We start from the raw sequence: 231 nt of genomic DNA, 5'->3' as shown, positions 1-231 counted from the left end.
AGGCGAAACAGACTTTAGAGGTCAAGTGAAAGCTTCGGATGGGCTGCATAGTCAATGGTTTAACTTTGGCTCTAAAGGACAACGAAGAGAACTCGAAAGCCACTTTACCCAACATCAAGAAACCATTAAGCAGCAGTGCCATTCGATAGCAATTCCATTTAACACGCTATCAAGTGGCTGGCCCTTAATTTCACAATTAAGCTAACAAACTGACAAGCAGTATTTATTAAG

At 41.1% G+C, this 231-nt stretch carries 1 pseudogene; it reads left to right on the top strand.

Annotated features, from left to right (window positions below):
• Positions 1-205 (top strand): annotated as a pseudogene (locus IQR33_RS28995) (DUF58 domain-containing protein); the annotation flags it as partial.
• Between the last annotated feature and the right edge of the window lie 26 nt (positions 206-231).

Source organism: Vibrio sp. OPT46, from assembly GCF_015163535.1.
In the GTDB taxonomy this organism is placed as follows: Bacteria; Pseudomonadota; Gammaproteobacteria; order Enterobacterales; family Vibrionaceae; genus Vibrio; species Vibrio alginolyticus.
Note: the sequence above shows the minus strand (reverse complement) of the source record. Positions and strands in the feature narration are given on the sequence as shown.